General features: G+C 66.1%; 12 protein-coding genes. 5 read left to right on the top strand and 7 right to left on the bottom strand.

Features of this window, described 5'->3' with window-relative positions; all coding sequences use genetic code 11:
* The first annotated feature begins 457 nt into the window (after positions 1-457).
* Together Q0326_RS11540 and Q0326_RS11535 are read left to right on the top strand one after the other, a co-directional pair.
* Positions 458-1057 (top strand): hypothetical protein, encoded by a 600-nt coding sequence (locus tag Q0326_RS11540; protein WP_298690390.1) that lies wholly within the window; start codon positions 458-460, stop codon positions 1055-1057.
* Positions 1058-1530: 473 nt separating this feature from the next.
* Positions 1531-2991 (top strand): carotenoid oxygenase family protein, encoded by a 1461-nt coding sequence (locus tag Q0326_RS11535; RefSeq protein ID WP_298690387.1) that lies wholly within the window; start codon positions 1531-1533, stop codon positions 2989-2991.
* A gap of 107 nt (positions 2992-3098) precedes the next feature.
* On the opposite strand, the gene Q0326_RS11530 is transcribed toward Q0326_RS11535, so the two are convergent.
* From Q0326_RS11530 to Q0326_RS11515, 4 genes are all read right to left on the bottom strand, one after another.
* Positions 3099-3968 (bottom strand): MBL fold metallo-hydrolase, encoded by an 870-nt coding sequence (locus Q0326_RS11530; RefSeq protein WP_298690384.1) that lies wholly within the window; start codon positions 3966-3968, stop codon positions 3099-3101.
* An 84-nt stretch (positions 3969-4052) separates the two neighbouring features.
* Positions 4053-4958: a YncE family protein gene (locus Q0326_RS11525; protein ID WP_298690381.1), complete on the bottom strand. Its 906-nt coding sequence runs from the start codon at positions 4956-4958 to the stop codon at positions 4053-4055.
* Between the two features lie 64 nt (positions 4959-5022).
* On the bottom strand, positions 5023-5955 hold the full coding sequence (locus Q0326_RS11520; RefSeq protein WP_298690378.1) for a sterol desaturase family protein: 933 nt from the start codon (positions 5953-5955) through the stop codon (positions 5023-5025).
* Between the two features lie 159 nt (positions 5956-6114).
* Entirely contained in the window at positions 6115-8604 is a 2490-nt protein-coding gene (locus Q0326_RS11515) for a TonB-dependent receptor (RefSeq protein ID WP_298690375.1), read from the bottom strand.
* Positions 8605-8872: 268 nt separating this feature from the next.
* On the opposite strand from Q0326_RS11515, the gene Q0326_RS11510 reads away from it, so the two are divergent.
* Together Q0326_RS11510 and Q0326_RS11505 are read left to right on the top strand one after the other, a co-directional pair.
* Positions 8873-9214: a hypothetical protein gene (locus tag Q0326_RS11510; protein ID WP_298690372.1), complete on the top strand. Its 342-nt coding sequence runs from the start codon at positions 8873-8875 to the stop codon at positions 9212-9214.
* A 123-nt stretch (positions 9215-9337) separates the two neighbouring features.
* Positions 9338-9682: a UrcA family protein gene (locus tag Q0326_RS11505; RefSeq protein WP_298690369.1), complete on the top strand. Its 345-nt coding sequence runs from the start codon at positions 9338-9340 to the stop codon at positions 9680-9682.
* Positions 9683-9820: 138 nt separating this feature from the next.
* Here Q0326_RS11505 and Q0326_RS11500 read toward each other — a convergent pair whose 3' ends face one another.
* The 3 genes from Q0326_RS11500 to Q0326_RS11490 form a co-directional block, all read right to left on the bottom strand.
* Complete coding sequence (locus tag Q0326_RS11500) at positions 9821-11305, bottom strand: sulfotransferase (RefSeq protein WP_298690396.1); 1485 nt, start codon at positions 11303-11305, stop codon at positions 9821-9823.
* Between the two features lie 91 nt (positions 11306-11396).
* A complete protein-coding gene (locus Q0326_RS11495; RefSeq protein WP_298690364.1) occupies positions 11397-12326 on the bottom strand; it encodes a response regulator transcription factor in 930 nt (309 codons plus the stop codon).
* Complete coding sequence (locus Q0326_RS11490) at positions 12316-13740, bottom strand: ATP-binding protein (protein WP_298690361.1); 1425 nt, start codon at positions 13738-13740, stop codon at positions 12316-12318. Before Q0326_RS11490 ends, Q0326_RS11495 begins: the two co-directional genes overlap by 11 nt.
* 461 nt (positions 13741-14201) lie before the next feature.
* Between Q0326_RS11490 and Q0326_RS11485 the strand changes: the two genes are divergently transcribed.
* Entirely contained in the window at positions 14202-15284 is a 1083-nt protein-coding gene (locus Q0326_RS11485; protein WP_298690358.1) for a putative urea ABC transporter substrate-binding protein, read from the top strand.
* Positions 15285-15292: the final 8 nt, after the last annotated feature.

Genomic DNA, 15292 nt, shown 5'->3' with positions numbered 1-15292 from the left:
ACCGGAGCCGCCGCCCACATGTCCCTTCATCTATACCAACAATGAGAATGAACCGGATCACGCGTCAAAAACACCTGAAAATAGGCGCTTCCGGCTCGCGATCAGTAGGTCGACCGTGCGTCGTTTCTAGCGAAGCGCCGTTCGGAGGGGCGCAAATAGGTCGACAGGCTTTTGTCGTCAACCCGATTCGTCAGAAAAATCCGCGGGTGCGGTTTGGGCACGGCGCGAGAGCAGATCGAGCAGGTCGGGACGGCGCCCCGCCTTCTGGATCTGCTGTCACTCGATCGCCATCTGGTCGCCGTCGATGGCCTAGCGCTCGCCGCCGACATCGCGCAGGGCGCTGTCTCGCTGTTCCAGGCGTTCAGCCACGCCCCTCCCTCCGATCAGGACCGCCGCCGCCATGGTCACCGCCCGTCTTTCCCGCCCGCTCCAGCGACGCTGCGCCCAATGCCGGCGCGTGCAGGAGGTTCGCCTGGCCGCGCTCTACCATATCGTCGTACCCAATCGAGGCGGGGGCACGCGGCGCGATGGCGGCTATGACTGCCGCTTCTGCGGGACGGCAAATCCGATCCCGGCGACGGAGATGCCGCAAGGCCTTGTCGCCACGCTGCCGAGCCGCGACGAGCAGCGCGCAGCGGCAACAGCCCTCCCTCAACCCGTCGCCGATGCGGCAGAGCGTGCGCCACCGCTGGTCCGTCCTGCGCAGCCGATTCCGGCGCGCGCGACGCGGCTGCCGCGCCCGGACCGTATCGCGCCACCGCCGGCATGGGTGGTCGGCGGCGCGGCGCACGCGATGCTCAAGGACGCGGTGCGGCGCACCCGACGCGCAACAGAGGGTTTCTGCACCGGCTATGTGCGCGACGCAGCCGGCCTCCTGATCGTGGTCGAGCTACGGGATCGGGTCGAACCCGACACAATTCTTGCTTGGCTCGATCATAGTCGGTGCGAACTGCTCGTGCTCGGCGGTACCGATCCGGACGGTTCGCGGTGGAAGGCCATATTCCATCCGCTCGCCGGCGCCGCGACGCTGGCGGTCGAGCCCGCGACAGGACCGTAGCAGACCGGCGGCCGCATGACCCGCGCCTCGCCGGCGGCGCGAGCGGGAATAGCGCAAGCGGATCGCACTCCGCGCCTCGCGTGACGAATCGCTGCCACGCCAATAGGAGGTGGTCCGCTTCGGCGTCGACGCCATCGGCGAGCAGGTCGACACCCGCAAGGCGCTGGGCAGCGTGCGCCACCCGTTGACCGTATTCTCAAGGTCCGCGCTGCAAGCGACCCTGCCCATGCGACAGGCCGGATACGCGCGACACTGGGGCCTGCGCGCCGTTCGACCGGCGATTTTGATCATCCTATGTCGTAGGCATCGATCGACTGGCAAAGGCGCGCCAGCAGGAGGGGCGCGGTTGCAGAGCCCGCGATCTCGGCCCCTCGTGGCAACCGCGACGACAGCCGCCCGACATCGTGGCTCGATCCACGCCGGCGTACGTTAGGAGCCTCGCGCCCTCGATGCGGCGCGGACGAGGGGATCCTATGACCGTTGCCGAACGCGCCGCAGCGCTGATCGAAGGCGCGGTGCGCGGCGTGTCCTCACCGCTGGTCTCGGGCATCGCCGCGTTCAACCGCTGGCGGCTGCCGCCGCGCGACGCGCCGCATCCGCTGCTCACCGGCCTCCACCGGCCGATGACCGAGGAGCTGACGCTGACCGACCTCGTCATCGACGGCACCATCCCGGCCGAACTCGACGGCCGCTATGTGCGGATCGGCCCCAATCCGGTCGATGCCGACCCCCGCAGCTACCATTTCTTCACCGGCGACGGCATGCTTCACGGCATCCGGATCGCCGACGGTCGTGCGCATTGGTATCGCAACCGCTGGATTCGATCGAAGGCGGTGGCGAAGGCGCGCGGCGTCGCGGCAGCGCCCGGTCCGCGACACATTTTCGACACGGTGAACACCAGCATCCTGGGACATGCGAACGGCGCCTATGCGCTCGTCGAGGCGGGGAGCACCCCGGTCCGGTTCGACGAGACGCTGGAGGGACAACGGTTCGACGATTTCGGCGGCACCCTGCCGGGCTCGTTCACCGCGCATCCCCGGCGCGACCCCGCGACCGGTGAGCTCCATGCCATCTGCTATGAGGCGACCGATCCCAAGCGCGTCCGCTACAACATCATCGATACCGTAGGACGAGTCCGGCGCACGGTGGTCATCCCCGTCGCGCATGGGCCGCTCATCCACGATTGCGCGATCACCGACCGGTTCGTGATCGTGCTCGACCTGCCGCTCACGCTTTCGCTGCGCACGGTCGTCTCGGGCCATGGCTTTCCCTACCGCTGGAACGCCAGCCACCCGGCCCGCCTGGGCCTGCTGCCCCGCGATGGCGACGCCGAGGACATGATCTGGATTGCGCTCGACCCGTGCTTCGTCTTCCACACCGCCAACGCCTATGATCTGCCCGACGGCCGGGTCACCCTCGACGTCATCGCCTACGACCGGATGTTCTCCGACGAGAATGACGGCCCCGACAGCAATCCGCGCGGCTTCGAACGCTGGACGATCGATCCGCTAGCCCGCACGGTCACCCGGCAGATGATCGATGCGACGCCGCAGGAATTGCCGCGGATCGACGAGCGCCGCACCGGACGACCCTATCGCTACGCCTATGCGATGGGATTGCCCGACGAGATCGGCGAGACGCTCGTCGGCGAGGCGCCGCTGTTCAAGCATGATCTCGAGGCGGGTACCCGGCAGGCGCACATTTTCGGTAAGGGCCGGGTCGCCGGCGAGTTCATGTTCGTGGCGCGCGGTGAAGGCAAGGCCGAGGACGACGGCTGGCTGATCGGCCTGGTGATCGATGCCGGTGGGCACAGCACCGCGCTCGAGATCATCGATGCGCGGACGATCGATGCGCCGCCGGTCGCGGTCGTGCGCCTGCCGCACCGCGTACCGCCGGGGATACACGGCACCTGGCTGCCGACGCGTAATCCGTAGCGGCATCGCACCAGTCCGGGTTGCTCTGCTCGACGCCGTCACCAGGCGAACGCCAGCCGATACCGAGCCCAGTCCCGTCTTCCGTCGCAGCCGGCGTCTGCTGCCCGTCAGCCGGCTGGCCTCGGGGGCACCGGATAGACGATGAAATCGGCGTGCCGGTCGATCGCGGGTGGCGACTTTGCGCTCGCGACCGCCTGGTCCAGTTCGGTGATCGCCGAGGGCGGCAGCGCAAGACCGTGTTCGGCCGGATGCGTCGCGGCCTTCATCGGATAGTCCTGCCCGGGCGTCGTCGTCATCTCGATATGGGCGCCCAGCAGCGCGCGGATCGGATGCGTCTTGGCGAAGGCGGCGAGACGGTCCGCGCTCGCGCGATAGGCGTCGAACTGGTTGAGCGGCACGTAGAGCCGGCCCGGATAGAGCATGTCGCCCGAGAACATCAGTTGGGTCTGCGGATCATAGACCATGATGTGCGCGGGCTCATGGCCGGGCGTCGGAATGACGTCGAGCAGACGCCCGCCGAGATCATAGTGGCCGATCTCGCGCGGCCAGTCGCCGATGTGGAAAAACCCCGCGACCGCCTCCGGCTTGAGCCCGACGACCTCGGTGTCAGGCCGACCGCGGAATTCGTCGTCCCCGCCATGGTGATCGCCATGGCCATGCGAATGCGCGACGATCAGATGGACCGGCCGGTTACCATGCTGGGCGCGCCAATCGGCGATCACGCGCTCGATTGGCGGCCTGATCTGAAGCCCACCGGCGCCGCTGTCGATCAGCAAAGCGCGGTCCTTGCCGAACAGCAGATAGAGAAACGGTGCCTCGAAATTCGTCTTCACGGACTGGCGCATGACGAACGTGTCGGCGTCGATGCGCTGAACCTGGGTCTCGGGTTCGTCTGCGGTCGTGCCGTCGATCCAATGCGTGAAGGCGGGGCCGAGACGCGCCGGCGCGCTGGCCGGCGCGGCGGCGACGGACAGCATGAGGGTAGCGACAAGAGCCGCGGACCTCCGCAACGTGGCGACGCGACGGACGAAGATCATGACAGGACCTCGGTCATCTTCAGCTCACTCGCCGATCTTTGCGGGTTGCTTCCACCACGACAGCGTATGCACGTCATGCGAGGTGGTCCATATGCGCTTCGGCGTGTAGCGCAGCGCACCGCTGCCGGTCGCCGCACCCACCCGCGCCTTGATCGCGAGCGTCCCGGGATCGATTACGACGAAGGTCTGCCCGGCGGTCGTGCGCAGCCAGATCTTGCCGCCGCCCGCGTCGATATCGCCATATTTGAGCGTCTCGTCGACCTTGACGCGGCCCGACACGGTGCCGGTCTCGGGATCGATCCGTGCCAACGTCCCGTCGCCCTGTTCCTGGACCCACACCGCGCCTTCGCCGGCAACGAGGAAGCCGGGCTCGCGGCCGAGCGCGGTGCGTGTGACGACCTGGTTGGTCCGCGGATCGATCTTCTGCAGGCTCTGATGAACCGCGCTGACCGCCCAGAGCGATCCGAGACCGAAGGCCAGATAATAGGTGCTCGGATCGACCTGAATCGTCGCGGCGATGGCGTTGGTCGCGGGATCGATGCGGGCGATCAGACCCGCGTCGTCGGTCGCCACCCAGATCGATCCGGCACCCGCCACGACGTTGAGTTCGCCCTTGGGATTGGCGATACCCGTCGCGATCACCGCCGTCTTCTGCGCGGTCTTGAGATCGATGCGATTGAGCGTCCGCTCCTTGCAGTCGGCGACCCACAGGGATCCGAACGCGACCGCCATCGCGCCGCAGGGGTGCGTCATGACGACCTCGGCCAGCTTGCCTTTCTTCGACCAGCGCTCGACCCGGCCGCGGTTGGTCGCCCAGACCGACGATCCGTCGACGGCCAGGAAGTCGGCGAAGCCGGGGACCGTGAGCACGCGCTCCTCGGGCGCCGAGGCGGCGGCGGGCGTTGCGGCAAAGCCCGCGCCAATGGCCATGGCGAGCGCGCCCCTCATCCAAAGTCTGTTCATGATCAGCAAGACACGCCCCTTGATCGCCCCATCATCCGGCCGCCGTCGATGACGCGATGGCGGTTTCCCGATCTCTCATGCCGCGATCGGCCACGGTCTCGGCAGTCTGCCGCCGCGCCCTGAGCTTGGCGACCGCGGGCTGCAGCGGGAACAGGAACTGCTCCGGAATCGACAGCCGCCGGCGCGCGTCCTGGCCGACCAGCTCGGACTCTCCATCGCGATAGGTGCCGAATAGGCGATCGATCAGGATCAGCGAATTGGCATAATTGCACCGCGTATCCTCATAGGCGACCGAATGATGGAGGCTGTGGTGGCGGATCGTCGTAAACAGGAAGGCGTACCAGCGCGGCGGATCGCAGCGCGTGTTGGCGTGCGCGAAGGTCGAGATGACCGCGAGGACGTTGAACGCGCAAAGCTCGGCGGCTAGCGACAGGTCGAACAGCGCGACCACGCTCAGGCTGATCAGGAAGAGCTCGATCGGATTGCCGACCGCGCCCTTCATAGCATTCAGCTGGGTGATGTGGTGATGCGGCGCATGCGTCAGCCAGAAGGGGGTGGCGTTGTGCATCAGCCGGTGCATCCAATATTGCCCGAACTCGACGAGGAAGACGACCAGCGCGACCTGCGCCACGAACGGCAGATGCATCGCCCATGGTGTCGCGATGCCGAGCGCGTGCTTGGCGGCCTTGAGCTGATCGTCGGCCAATTTGGTCGACACCCACTGGATCGCGGTCGCGCCCAGCACGACGTAGAAAAGGTCGGTGAAGAACTCCGTCTTGGTCAGCCGCCAGCTGGCGTGCCGCTCGTTGACGAGTTCGAGACCCAGGACGAACAGCGTCGTCACCGACGTCGCGATCGTGAGCGTCCATGCGCCCTTGACCCAGCCCGCCGGCGCGAACGCCCAGAACAGCAGGACGATCGCGACCATCGCGGGCTGCGCATAGCTGAACAGGATCTTCTTCATCGCATTCCCACCCGGTGACGGCTGCAAGAGAAAGAGATTTGCGGGAGGCGGACCTGCGCCCCCCGGACGTTCAGCATAGGGACGTGATCGCGACCGTATAGGTGTCCGGATGACGTAGCCCCCCGCGCTGGACCACCGCGTCATCCGGACCGGTCTCGCTCAATAGTGGAAGTTGAAGTCGAGGCCTACGCGCCGCGGCGTCAGCACCGATTGCGTGTAGAAGCGCTCGACGACGCCCTGGCCCGCCACCGTCCCGAAGGCATCGCGGATCCGATCGAGCGAGCTCTGGTCGTTGCCGATCGACGTCACCGCATATTTGTCGAAGATGTTGTCGGCGAACAGGCTGATGTCATACTTCTTGGTGCGATAGGTCAGCGACGCGCGGTGCGTCACATAGCCCGGTATGCGGGTGCCGAAGCCGCGCAGTCCGACGCGCGAATAGATGCTGCCGGTATAGGTCGTGGTCCAGTTCGCCTCGACCGCGCGATCCTCGCCGAGCGGATAGGTGTAGGTCGCCTGTGCGCTGCCCGAATTCTTGGTCGAACCGGGCAGCCGGTCGCCCGGCTCGCCATCGAGCTGCTCCTGGGGATCCTGCACGACAACCAGATTCGGCGCGACGCTGGTCAGATGTGCGTCGGTATAGGCATAGTTGGCCTGGACGACGAGCCGCGGCCTGACCTTGACCGTGCCGGTGAACTCGACGCCCTGCGACACCGCCTTGCCGGCATTCTTGATGATGCCGATGGCGCCGTAAGTGGTCTGGCTGGGCACCTGGATGCCCGTCCAATTGATATGGAAGCCGTCGAGCGTGAACTGCACCCGCTTGTCGAACATCGATGCGCGGACGCCGATCTCGGCGTTGCGCGTCTTGTCCGGATTGTAGAACAGTTCGTTCGGCAGCGCGCAGAGCACCTGCCCGCCGGCGGCGGCGCGCGCCAGGTCGGCGGCCGTGCACGGCACCACGCGGTTGGCGCCGCCGACCCGGTAGCCGGTGGAATAGGTGGCATAAGCGAGCAGATTATTGCTGAACTTGTAAGAGGTGTTGGCCTTCCAGACGACCCCGTCGGCGGCGGCATGCCCCGGCGTGAAGCGCGACGGGTCGATCGTCGTCGACGGATAATCGGCGATGCCGACGCCGATCAGCGGCAGCGCCTGCCCGCCGACCGTGTTCACATTATATTTGAAATAGCGGATGCCGCCGGTGACCTGCCACGCCTTGGTGATGTGCAGCGTGCCCTCGCCATACACCGCCTTCTCGGTCAGCTTGCTGTGCGACGAGGATTCATATTCGAGATTGTCCGGGCGATCGATGCCGGCGAACTGCGCGAACCCCGGCGTATATTCGTGGCGGTCATTCTCGGTCTTCTGCTGGTTGTAGAAGCCGCCGATCACCCAGTTGATCGGACCGCCATGGGTGGAGACCAGGCGAAGCTCCTGGTTGAACTGCTTATCGCGTTCATGATTGATGGCGTAGGACGAGAAATTCGGGAACGCCTCATAGCCATAATTGAGGTCGAGCAGGAGATCGGTATTGTCTTCGGTGTTGGTGAATGTCTGCTTTGTATATTCGGTCGCGCTGACCAGCTGCGCGATGTTGAACATGTTGACATACACTTCGGCCGAATAAAGGTCGGCCTTGCGATCGAAGGGCTCCGCGTAGCGGAACGGCGCCTCGTAGTCACCGGTACCAAGGACGCCGTCTGCATTAGCCTGCCTGCCGCCCGTCTTGGTCTGCTGATGCGCGTAGGTCAGGTAGGCCTTGATGTTGGGATTATATTCGAGGAGCAGCTGATTGCGCGTCGTGAAGGTGTGCTCGTAGTTGATGTCCTTCTTCGCGCGGAAATTGGCGGCATAGTCGGCCGATGTCCCGAACCCGTTGTCGGCGATCGCGGTGCCGCGCGCCGGTTGCGGATTGGACGTGCCGGGGTTCTGGAGAATGTACTTGTCGTCGATGAACCCTGCTTCGTCGTAATAGCCCGTCGCGGTTCGGAACGCGATGTGGTCCTTCACAATCGGGATGTTGATCGCAACGTCGCCACTGCCGCCGAAATCATCCGAATGCGACTCGGCGTAGCCGCGACCGTGAACATCGACCGAGAAGCGGTCCGTGTCCGGCCGGTTGGGAATATAGCGCACGGCGCCGGCCAGTGTGCCCAGCCCGTAGAGCGTGCCCTGCGGCCCCTCCAGCACCTCGACCCGCTGGATGTCGATGAATTTGAAGTCGAGATAAAGCGGCACTTCGCCGAAATAGACGCCGACGGAATTATTATGATTTGCGCCGGCGTCGCTGGTGTCGCCGGAATTGATACCGCGCAGGATGATGTTGCCGGTCGAGGCCGGCCCCGTATCGACAGCGGTCAGGCCGGGCGTGAATGCCGCCAGCCCGCGGACGTCGTTGATCCGCTCCTTCGAGAGCGTTTCGGCCGATATCGCGCTGATGTTGATCGGCGCATCCTGCAACGTTGTCCGCCGGCGGCTGCCGGTGACGATGATCTCGTTGCCGTTGGCGGTGCTGCCATTGGCAGTCGTCGAGGTCGAGGACGCATCCTGCCCCGCAGCAGGCGCCTCCTGCGCGAAGGCGGCCGTGCCCGCAAAAGTGACTAGCGCGGTCGCACACAGCAACCTAGTGCGGGAGAAACGTCCACCCATCTTTATGTCCCCTCGTATTTTGTCCCGAGCGCCTCCTGCGACATCCCTTCCCTGCGCCAGCCATCTTAGGGCTATCCGCGTATTACGAATATGTTAAACGATAATAACGGCGTCTCCGACATGGGGCATTTGACGTAAGCGAACGAATATCCGCGCACCCTACGTCAAACGGCGCATTACGCGGCGGTGCGGCGTCTCGTATCCGGCGGCTATGCTAATATGCGCCTCCGCACGACCGGCACGACGAGCCGCCGCCATCCTGGTCGCCATGACGGTGGGTTGTACGACGGGAAGCGGGGCTGCTGCGGCACAGGCTCGGCTCGTCCATTGCGGCAGTGATACCTGCCTTCGCGTCTCGGGGCGCCGCGCCAATGCCGCGGTTGCGGTGCGGATCGCGGGACAGAATTTCGTGGTCGAGGGCATCCATGCCTGGCGCGTGACCGTGCCGCTTCGGGTGGCGCGAGACTGGCGGCGCGCCACCGACGGCACGCTGCCGGTCAGCCTCTCGGACGCGGCCACCGGGATCGAGACGGTGGACCCGGCGGTGCCGCCCCCCGGCGCACTCGAACGACGTGTGGAACTTGCGACGCTTATAGTGCGCGCACATTAGTCTTGAATCCGGTAATAATCTTACCAATCCTCTATTCAGTAATATTTGTCATTATACTTGCATAGACTGCCGGCCGGTCTTACTTGCCGGCTGCCTGATCGCCGCAGAGCGACAGGCGAGCAGATGCAGGAGATGATGATGAAATTCGGCATGGCGGCATTCGTCGCGATTCTGGCGGCGACGCCCTCCCTGGCGGCCTCGAGCGACAATCCCTTTTCGGCGGACAGCGTCGTGCTCGATCTGCGCGGCCTCGATCTCACCAGTGTCGACGGCCAGCAGCGCCTCGCAATTCGCATCGACCAGGCGGCCAACAGCGTCTGCGGGGAAGGGATGAGCTCGATCCATCTCGCGCTCGGCGAACAGGCACGCGCCTGCCGCGCCGACGTGACGGCCGACATCCGCTCGCGCATCGCAGCCGCGACCGCACGCGCCGACACGGGCAAGACGACCCAGCTGGCCTCGCGCTGAGGCGTTCCGGACCGGATTAGGCGTTGCCGGCAACGGTGGCGACCCAGTAGGCGCGGAACGTACCTTGCACGTGAAACGAAGTGATCCGACGCCGGACGTGCCGGCCCGGGTCGCTTCGCGGCTCGCGCGTGCGCAGCGTTACTCGACGGCGATCCCGTTCGCCTCGAGATAGGCGCGCACCGGCTCGAGCGCCCCGGCATGCCGTTTCCATCGCGCCACCGAGTCGCGATAGATCGGGCGACGGACTTGCGCGGCGCTGGGCGTAGACACCGCGCCGGCGTTAGTGTGGAAATCGAGGCAGTCGTCGGTCCAGTCGAGACCGCAATGCGCCAAGAGCCGGCGGCTTTCTCCCTGCTGGTCGACGATCAGTGCTTCGTAGCGAAGCTCGAGGATACGGCCCGGCAGCGCCGCGCGCCAGAACGCCATCAGCCGGTCGAAGCGGACATAATAGGCCGCGATGTCGAGCAGATCGTAGCTATAGTCATAGTAACGCGACCCGGTCGCGAACAGGTTGCGGAAATTGGCGAGGATAGTGTCCATCGGATGTCGGCGCAGGCAGACGATCGACGCTTCGGGCAGCGCGCGTGCCGCCAGCCCCGCATAGAAGACGTTCCCCGGAAATTTGTCCACGAAGCGCGGCACCGCCGTCCGCCGATGATGCGCGGCGCGGGCGAGATAATCGTGCCCGATCGCACGCATGTCGGTCGGCGCGGCCGCCAGGATCGTCTCGGGATCCAGCACGGTGCGGCTGCGGGTCCGCGACGCCGCCTTGACCGCGAGCGGCAGCGCCTGGAGTTCGCCCGCGCTTTCCACATCGGGATGCGACGCCAGGATGCGGTCGACGAGCGTGGTGCCGGTGCGCGGCATGCCGATGATCAGGATCGGCGAGTCCGCCGCAGCGCGCCCGGCGGGCGCCCGCGCGACGTGCGGCCAGGCCGCCTCCACCGCATCGAAGATCGCCGCGTCGCGTCCAGCGTCATAGTCCAGCCCGCGCCGGTGCGCGGCGTTGATCGCGACGAGATGCGCGAAGGCCTCGTCGCCCTGCCCGATATCCTCGAGCTCCTTGACGAGCGCATAGCCGGTCAGCAGGCGATCGCGCCCCGGCGGCGCCCGATCGCGCGCGATGCGGAGACGCCCGACATGATTGCGCGCCTCGGTCTGTTTGCGCAGGCCCGCGAGCAGATGATGCGCCCGCGCGTCATCCGGCGCGTGGGCGAGAAGTCTCTCGAGTTCGGCTTCGGCCTCCTCGGCCTGTCCAAGAAAGCTCAGCGTCGCCGCACGATTGTAGCGGAACGCGTCATTGTCCTGCGCGAGCGCGACCGCGGCATCGAAATGCGGAAGCGCCGCATGATGATCCCCCAGACGCGCATAGACGCATCCCATCGTGTCGCGCCCGAGCGCATCCGCGGGCGGCGCCGCCTCGGCGTCGCGCAAGGTCGCGGCCGCGTCGCCGTCGCGCCGGACCAGCGCGTAGAGCCGCGCGAGTTGCGCGCGATATTCGCCGTGGGGCGCGATTGCCACCGCCTGCTCAATCTGACGGATGCCGTCTGCCACCCGGCCGCTCCCGGCGTCGGCCATGCCGAGCAGGAAATGGCCTTCGGCCCTGCCGGCGGCATCGGTCATCCGAACGGCGGCCAGCCGACGCGCACCGTCGAGGTCGCCGCGCTCGAGCGCGGAGCGGCCGGCAAGGCTGAGGGGCGCCCCGGTCGCCACGCTATTCGCAGAGCGTTCCGACCGCGATCGCCGTCGCCGACGCCCGGTTCTCGACTCCCATCTTCTCGAAAATCTGCTCGAGATGCTTGTTAACCGTGCGCGGGCTGATGTGCAGTATCTCGCTGATCTCCCGATTCTGCTTGCCGCGGCTTATCCAGATCAGCACCTCCGCCTCACGCGAGGTCAGGCCGTGGCGCTCGGCAAGCAGGCGTTCCGCATCACCCTCGCGGCGCTCGGTCAGGCGGAACAACCATTGGCCGGCGCTCGAATGGCGCAGCAGCGTGCATTCGACGAGGCTGTCCCCTATCTCGAGGGCGACGTGCGCGCCGTCGGGCACGTCGGAACCCTGGAGACGCTGCACCGCGACCGCAAGCTGCTCCGGCAAGCGCACATCGCTGAGCGTCCAGCCGGGATATAGCCGCTCGATCGTAGCGCTTGCCACCGGCGTCAGCCAGCCGATCGCCCCGTCCGCATCGACTGCGAAGGACGGCCGCCCGGCGGTATCGAGCGCGAGCTGGCTACCTTGCGCGTTCCGCGCATTGGCAAGGTGGACCGAGACTCGCGCAAGCAGTTCGTCGACGACGATCGGCTTGTGGACATAGTCGACCCCGCCCGCCTCTAGTCCCTGCACGACATGCTCGGTCTCGGTCAGCCCGGTCATGAAGATCACGGGCACATGGCGGAAGCGGCTGTCGGCCTTGATCCGCCGCGTGGTCTTGAAGCCATCGAGGCCGGGCATCACCCCGTCCATCAGCACCAGATCGGGCGTGACATGCTCGAGCAGTTCGAGCGCCGCGAGCCCGTCGATCGCAATCAGGACGGTCATCCCGGCGCGCTCGAGCGTCGTCGTCAAGAAACGCAGGGATTCGGGCGTGTCGTCGACGACGAGAATGGTAGCGCCCGATCCGCTGCCCAGGCGATCAGCCGACATCGTCGAGCCTTCGCGCCAGCGACCGCAAATCGAACGCGCCGAGCAGCCGCCGCATGTCCGCGACGGCCCCGGCGCTATCGGGCACGGCGGCCTCCAGTTCGGCGAGCGCCGTCTCGATCGCGCGGACGTGCCCGAGTTTGACGTGATGCCGCAGCCCGTCGAGAAACGGCTCGGCGGCTGCCGGAAGCGCAGCCGATGCGTGGCCGAGGTCCGGCGCGCGGTCATCGGCCACGATCCAGGCGAGGCCGAGTTGATGACCGATCGTGTCGAGCAGCGCGTCAAGATCGACCGGCTTCGACAGGAAGGCATCATGCGCGCTCTGGCCGTCGTTGCCCGCGCGAAACTCGTGCGCATTGGCGGAGACCATCACGATCCGCAGCGACCGGCCGAGCGCCGCGCGGAGCCGCGCCGCGACCTCCCATCCGCTGCTTCCCGGCATCTGGATGTCGAGCAGTACGAGATCCGGCGCGCACCGCTCGGCGAGCGCCACGCCGTCGGCACCGCTGGTTGCGGCGAAGACGACGAAATTGAGCGGCCGAAGCAAATGCTGCACGACCGTCTGCTGCGCGAAATTGTCGTCGATGACCAGGATCGTCTTGGAGTCGCCGCGATAGCCGACAACGCGGTCATAGGCAGGCACGCCGACCGGAGGCGTCATCGGCTCGGGCAGCAGGATCTGCAGCCGGAACCGGCTGCCGCGGCCAAGCTCGCTCGATACCGTCACTTCGCCGCCGAGGATCCGCGCGAGCAGGCGGGTGATCGACAGGCCGAGGCCGATGCCGGGCTGCAGCGCGGATTCGGGCGCGCCGCCGCGCTCGAACGGCTCGAAAATCCGTTCGAGATCGTCCGCGGCGATGCCGATGCCGGTGTCGGCGACGTCGACCAGCGCCATCTGGCTGCGGTAGCGGATCGTCAGGGTCGCGCCGCCGGTGTCGGTATATTTGATCGCGTTGGAGAGAAGATTGATCAGGATCTGACGCAACCGCTTCTCGTCGGTCCGCACGAACGCGGGCAGCCGGCCTTCGACCCTATAGTCCAGCGAAAGCCCCTTCGCTGTCGCTTGCATGCGGAACATCTCGACGATGTGGTCGAGCAGCGCGGGCAGGCGGACGACATCCTGCCGAAGCTTGAGCACGCCGCTTTCGATCCGCGATATGTCCAGCAGGCCTTCGACGAGGTTGGTGACATGTTCGGCGGAACGCCGGATTACGCCGCCCGCCTCAATCGGCGGAATCGCGTCGTCGCGCTCGAGAAGCTGGGCATAGCCGTAAATGGCGTTCAGCGGCGAGCGGATCTCGTGGCTGACCGCAACAAGGTAGCGCGTCTTGGCGGCGTTGGCCGCTTCGGCCACCTCCTTGGCGCGCAGCAAGTCGGCGTTAGTCGCGGCGTGCGCGGCGCGTTCATCCCGCAGCATCTGCGCATCCCGTAACCGCTCTAACTCTGCAGCGCGGCGGTTGCGCACGAGGAAGACCGACAGCGCCACAAGGCCAGTGCCAAGGATCGCCGCGACCCCGCCGATGTCCAAGAGCGCATTCGGCGTCACGCGGCCACGCGCTCAGTGCCGCTGCATCAGCGGAAGCCTCGCTGCCACTATCGTGGCCCGCCTGCGATTAGAGCGGCAACGACCCCGCCAATCGCGCGATCTCCGACTGGTTATTGCGGCTCCAAGGTGACTCGCCTGCCTCTCGTTCACGGGTAGAAAAGCAGCGAGGATAGTGCGCAAATGACGCATTGCGGCATCCAAAAATGAGGCGGCAGGTCTCATGCAGTCGATATATATTTTATTACCGGATTGCGCAAACGTAATATCGGCGGCACAGTGCGGGCAGGAATTCTGGGTGTTTCTGGCGCACGACGCGAAGCATGGGGATAGACATGGCGAACTTGCTGTCGAAGGCGCGTCTGGCAACGGCAACCATAGCGATGCTGCTGGCGAGCTCCTGTGGCGGCAGTGCACAACACGCGACGGCACGCCACGACTTCGCGATCGGCTGGTCGATCTATGCCGGCTGGATGCCATGGCCCTATGCCCAAAAAGCCGGCATCGTGAAGAAATGGGCTGACAAATACGGCATCAAGATCGATTTCACCCAGGTCAACGACTATGTCGAGTCGGTCAATCAGTTCAACGCCGGCAAGCTCGACGGCGTCACCGTCACCAACATGGACGCGCTCACCATTCCCGCCGCCGGCGGCAAGGATACCAGCGCGATCATCCTCGGCGACTATTCGAACGGCAATGACGGCATCGTCCTCAAGAATGCCGCCAGCCTCGCCGACATCAAGGGCCGTACCGTCTACCTCGTCGAGCTGTCGGTCTCCCACTATCTGCTGGCGCGCGGGCTCTCGACGGTCGGCCTCCAGCTGTCCGACGTGAAGACGGTCAACACCTCGGATGCCGACATCGTCGGCGCCTTCGCCAATCCTGCCGCAACCGCCGCGGTCACCTGGAACCCGCAACTCACCGAACTCGCCAAGATGCCGGGCGCCAAGCTGGTGTTCGATTCCAAGCAGGTGCCTGCCGAGATCCTCGACCTGCTTGCGGTCGACACCGCGACGCTCAAGGCAAACCCCAATCTCGGCAAGGCGCTTACCGGCATCTGGTACGAGACGATCGGCCTGATGCAGCAAAAGGACGCCGCCGGCGCCGCCGCGCGCGCCGAGATGGCACGGATGGCAGGCACCACCCCACAGGCGTTCGACGCGCAGCTTGCCACCACCCACCTCTACAGCACGCCGCAGGATGCCGTGTCGGCGCTGACCTCGCCAACGCTCGGCAGCACGATGACGAAGGTGCGCGACTTCAGCTTCTCGAAGGGGCTGTTCGGCCCTGGTGCTAAGTCGGCGGATGCGGTGGGCATCGGCCTGCCCGGCGGCAAGACGCTCGGCGACGCGGCCAATGTAAAGCTGCGCTTCGATCCGAGCTTCATGCAGCAGGCCGCAGCCGGCAAGCTCTGAGAGGATCG

It is taken from the genome of uncultured Sphingomonas sp. (assembly GCF_937859915.1).
GTDB lineage: Bacteria > Pseudomonadota > Alphaproteobacteria > Sphingomonadales > Sphingomonadaceae > Solisphingomonas.
The sequence above is the reverse complement of the archived record's forward strand: the minus strand, read 5'-3'. Positions and strand labels throughout refer to the sequence as shown.